The sequence below is a fragment of the Kitasatospora sp. NPDC059817 genome, from assembly GCF_042731835.1.
Taxonomy (GTDB): domain Bacteria; phylum Actinomycetota; class Actinomycetes; order Streptomycetales; family Streptomycetaceae; genus Kitasatospora.
In genome coordinates, this window is the sequence record NZ_JBHWIR010000014.1 from 47,051 (window position 1) to 51,249 (window position 4,199).

Below are 4,199 nucleotides of genomic sequence, written 5' to 3' on the forward strand. Positions count from 1 at the left end.
GCGGTCGACCCGGCGTGACCGGCGGTGGCGCCCGCGGGGCCCCCGGCTGGGCCGCTTCCGCGTCCTGCCACCCGGGGGGCGGCGACCACCCGGTACGCCACCCGGTACGCGGAAACGCCGAAGACCGGCCTGGCGCGCTGGGCGCTGGGCCGGTCGGCGAAACTACTGGCTACGAGCGGCGAGAGGCCTGCGACGGCCCGGTGCCCGGCTCGGTGTCGTCCTCGTCGTCGAGGTCGGCATAGCGGGCGGCGTACTCGGCATACGGGTCGTCGTCCTCCTCCTCCTCGATCGGCTCCGGGTCGATCGGAGCGGTGGACGGCGATGCGCCCAGCTCGTTGGACAGACGGTTAGCGTCAAACCCGCCGCTGTTGTACTTCAGCTCGCGGGCGACCTTCGTCTGCTTGGCCTTGGCCCGGCCGCGCCCCATGGGTCGACCCCCTCAACGATGGGGCTCACGGCCCCGAGTCTGACACGTGTTCATGATCAGGAGCGGCCTGCCCGAATGGGAGGACCGTCCCTTGGAGCATTAACGGTACCTGTTTCCGCCGCTGGACGGTACGTCGTCGGTGTGACGTGGCGCGCACCGACCGCACCCGAGACCAGGTCTTCCCAGGTCAGGGGAGGTTTTGCGGCGGTTTGCGCGCTGTCCGGAGGTGTCTCAGGTCCGTCGTTCCAGGACCGATTATCCCCCCAAGGGGGACCTTGGATCACCCGATCGGGCGCAGAAGTGAGAATCCGGTTCCACATCGTGATGCGCGGGGGACGGCTGGGCCCCTCCCGCCCGGGGGCGGGTCACGGGGGTGCGGCCGCCCCCCGCGCGTCCGAGGTTCCGGGGGCGCCGGATCAGGCCCGTCGGGCGCCCGGCAGCAGGACCGTGCGCAGCGCGCTGATCTCGCGCATCCGCTTCTCGGCCAGGCGGTCGGCGGCGACCGCCGGCGGGACGCCGTCGGAGGCGGCCCGGGTGAAGATCTCCAGGGTGGTGTCGAAGATCCTGGTGGCCTTGTTCTTGGCCCGGTCGAAGTTGAAGCCCTCGATCTCGTCGGCGACCTGGATCACGCCGCCGGAGTTCACCAGGTAGTCCGGCGCGTAGAGGATGCCGCGGTCCGCGAGGTCCTTCTCGACGCCCGGGTGGGCCAGCTGGTTGTTGGCCGCGCCGCAGACGATCGTGGTGCCGGACTCGCCGAGCGCGGCCACCGTGTCGTCGGTCAGCGCGCCGCCCAGGGCGCAGGGGGCGTAGACGTCCAGCCGGGCCTGCAGCAGGGCGGCGGTGTCGGCGACGACCTCCACCTCCGGGTGGGCCGCGCGGACGCGGTTCACGGCGGTCTCGGAGACGTCGGTGATGACGACGGTGGCGCCGTCCGCGACGAGGTGGCCGACCAGGTAGTGGCCGACCTTGCCGACGCCCGCGACGCCGACCCGCTTGCCGCGCAGGGTCGGCTGGCCCCAGCGGGCCTGGGCGGTGGCGCGCATGCCCTGGAAGACGCCGAAGGCGGTCAGGATGGACGAGTCGCCGGCGCCGCCGTGCTCGGGCGAGCGGCCCGTCACGAACTGCGTCTCGCGCGCGATGACGTCCATGTCCTGCACGTAGGTGCCCACGTCGCAGGCGGTGATGTAGCGGCCGCGCAGGGACTCCACGAAGCGGCCGTAGGCACGGAGCATCGCCTCGTTCTTGTCCTTGTTGGGGTCGCCGATGATGACGGCCTTGCCGCCGCCGAGGTCGAGCCCGGCCAGCGCGTTCTTGTAGGACATGCCGCGGGACAGGTTGAGCGCGTCCTCCAGGGCCGCCTCCTCGGAGGCGTACGGGAAGAAGCGGGTGCCGCCGAGGGCCGGGCCCAGCGCGGTGGAGTGGATGGCGATGATCGCCTTGAGCCCGGAGCTGCGGTCGTGGCAGAGGACGACCTGCTCGTGGCCGTCGCCGGGGGCGCCGTCCTGCTCGGTGCGGAAGATCCTGCTGAGCACTCCGGGTGCGGGGTGCGTGGCGGATGTCTGTACGTCGGTCACTGTGGTGACTCCAGTATCGAAGGCCCGCCTGCTGTGGTGCGGGCGCCTAGGGCGAAGCGTAGTCGCGGGAGCGTCGCCGATCCGCCCTCTTGTCCGAGCTTGTCCCGGTGGTCCGAGGAGTGAGACGCAGGGGGGTGCGCGGTGCGGGCGCGAACGGTTCGCGGGCGCGCCCTCCCGGGGCCGGTCGGCGCGTGCGACCATGCAGGACGTGACCGTCGTGCGCACCTCGGTACTGCCGCCCTACGCCGCCCACCTGCGGGTCTACGAGCCGCTGGCCGCCTACCCGGAGTCCGAGCGGGTGCGCTGGCAGGCCTACGCGGCGGAGCACGGCCCGGACGCCGTCGAGGCGGCGCAGCCGGTGGCCGCGGCCGTCCTGGAGGAGCAGCGGGAGGCGCTGGCGGAGCTGGCCGCCCGGACACCCCGGGCGCTGCCCGAGCGGGAGAGCGGGCGGGCCTACCTGCGGGTGGTGGACGGCGTGCTGTACGTCTGCCCGTGGGCGACCAGGCTGCGCAGCTGGCAGGCGCTGGAGGAGCTGCGGGCGGCCGCGCCGGTGGCGCTGCTGGACACCGCGGTGCCGCCGGTGGCCCGGGCGGCGGCGGAGGCGGACCGGGAGCGCTGGCGGGCCGGCCATCCGGACGCCCGGCCGTGGATCCTGACCAGCCGGTGGGAGGTGCCGGTGCGCTGGTTCCTGCCGTTCGGGGACGAGGACCGCTGTTTCGTGCCGGCGCAGGAGCCGGGCAAACCGGGGCGGGCGGCGGCGCTGTTCTACCTGGTGCCGATGGCGCAGGCGCGCCGCCGGACGGCCCGGGCCTTCCGGGCGCTGCGTGAAGAGGTGCCGGACGGGGAACTGGTCCGGGGGGCGGAGCAGATCGGGCGGTGGCTGGAGGAATTCCATCCGCGCTCGCTGGTGGAGCTGGACTACGGGGGGCTGGTGCATGTGCTGGGGCCGGAGCGGCTGTTGGCGGATCGTTCGGCGGGGGAGCTGGAGGAGGGGCTGCGCGCGCTGCGGGCGGGGGACACCGCGCAGGCGCTGCACGCGTACGGGGAACTGACGGCGCGCTGGCGCAGGGTGCTGGCGCTGCGGTACGCGAACTGACGTCCGACCAGCCGTGTATGACTGTAAGAGTCCTATGGCCCGAGCTGGATGACCAAGGTCCCGGTTCGGGTCAATAGCTGTCGAACGTGACACTACTCACCGTTGACGCGAACTTACCCCTATGTGCAAAAATGGGACAACCAGCCCAACTTCACGCGGGCATGCCCACTTTTGGGTGGTTCTGGAGTCGATGCGTGCTTTGCGGGGAAACAGGGGGTCTGGTCCCCTCGTAACCAGGCGTCACGGCCGCGTGACTGCCCGTTATGGGGTGGTCCATCGCCATCCGTCGCTCTTGAACCCGTGAGGGGTCAATTTTGGCGGTTTGGTCGATAGGGCTGGACGGATGGTGTAGTTGTAGACACCAGGACAAGCCGTTCGTCCTATAACCGACTCGGCCCGTCTATGCCATTTCGGGCATCGCGGGCCAAGGTGCAGAATTTGAAGGATAGAACCGCCCTGGTTCGGTTCTCCCGAGGAGGCCGCTCATGACCGCTCGTACCCCTGATGCTGAGCCCCTGCTGACGCCGGCAGAGGTCGCCACCATGTTCCGCGTGGACCCGAAGACGGTCACTCGTTGGGCCAAGGCGGGCAAGCTGACGTCCATTCGCACGCTCGGCGGTCACCGCCGTTACCGCGAGGCGGAGGTGCGCGCTCTGCTGGCCGGGATTCCCGCTCAGCGCACTGAGGCCTGATAGGCCAAAGGCTCTTTAAAGGGGCCGCTTACCGGACTCCGCCGGGTCCGGTAAGCGGCCCCTTTGCCATGCCCGCCCGCCGTGCCCGGGTACTCGGCACAACGTACGGAATGCTGAACTCCGGATAACGATTTGATGCGCATGATGCGGGGGGGATTTACAGTTAATGGCTGTACAATTTTACATATTAAATTAGTGAGGTCTTGGTGAGGGTGGTGCGGGGGTGCTCTCGGGAAAAGATAAGTGACGACCGTCACACCGTCTGTCACTTGTGGTCTGGACCTGGTCCGGGATAAACACCGGACGCCAAAAGCGAGAGGCGCGGGCCCCGAAGGGTAGCGGCCTCTCCCCCGGCCGCCCAGCCCCCCCGCCATGTGACCCCCCCCAGCCCCAAGTCACGGGGGCGCGGG

4 protein-coding genes are annotated in these 4,199 nt (G+C 70.5%); 2 read left to right on the forward strand and 2 right to left on the reverse strand.

Going from position 1 to position 4,199, the window contains the following annotated elements; all coding sequences use genetic code 11:
- Positions 1-169: 169 nt before the first annotated feature.
- Both ACFV61_RS05380 and ACFV61_RS05385 read right to left on the reverse strand, forming a co-directional pair.
- Positions 170-427 carry a DUF3073 domain-containing protein gene (locus ACFV61_RS05380; RefSeq protein ID WP_063348338.1) on the reverse strand — a complete coding sequence of 86 codons (258 nt, stop codon included), beginning with the start codon at positions 425-427 and terminating at the stop codon, positions 170-172.
- Positions 428-843: 416 nt separating this feature from the next.
- Entirely contained in the window at positions 844-2,001 is a 1,158-nt protein-coding gene (locus ACFV61_RS05385; RefSeq protein ID WP_063348337.1) for a Glu/Leu/Phe/Val dehydrogenase dimerization domain-containing protein, read from the reverse strand.
- A gap of 199 nt (positions 2,002-2,200) precedes the next feature.
- Between ACFV61_RS05385 and ACFV61_RS05390 the strand changes: the two genes are divergently transcribed.
- Both ACFV61_RS05390 and bldC read left to right on the forward strand, forming a co-directional pair.
- Complete coding sequence (locus tag ACFV61_RS05390; protein ID WP_380335442.1) at positions 2,201-3,097, forward strand: hypothetical protein; 897 nt, start codon at positions 2,201-2,203, stop codon at positions 3,095-3,097.
- A gap of 485 nt (positions 3,098-3,582) precedes the next feature.
- Positions 3,583-3,789: a developmental transcriptional regulator BldC gene (gene bldC, locus ACFV61_RS05395; RefSeq protein ID WP_014137253.1), complete on the forward strand. Its 207-nt coding sequence runs from the start codon at positions 3,583-3,585 to the stop codon at positions 3,787-3,789.
- Positions 3,790-4,199 lie beyond the last annotated feature (410 nt).

Excerpts from the sequence above, each read along its gene's own strand:
- ACFV61_RS05380 (WP_063348338.1), bottom strand. The coding sequence starts at position 427 with ATGGGGCGCGGCCGGGCCAAGGCCAAGCAGACGAAGGTCGCCCGCGAG.
- ACFV61_RS05390 (WP_380335442.1), top strand. The coding sequence starts at position 2,201 with ATGCAGGACGTGACCGTCGTGCGCACCTCGGTACTGCCGCCCTACGCC.
- bldC (WP_014137253.1), top strand. The coding sequence starts at position 3,583 with ATGACCGCTCGTACCCCTGATGCTGAGCCCCTGCTGACGCCGGCAGAG.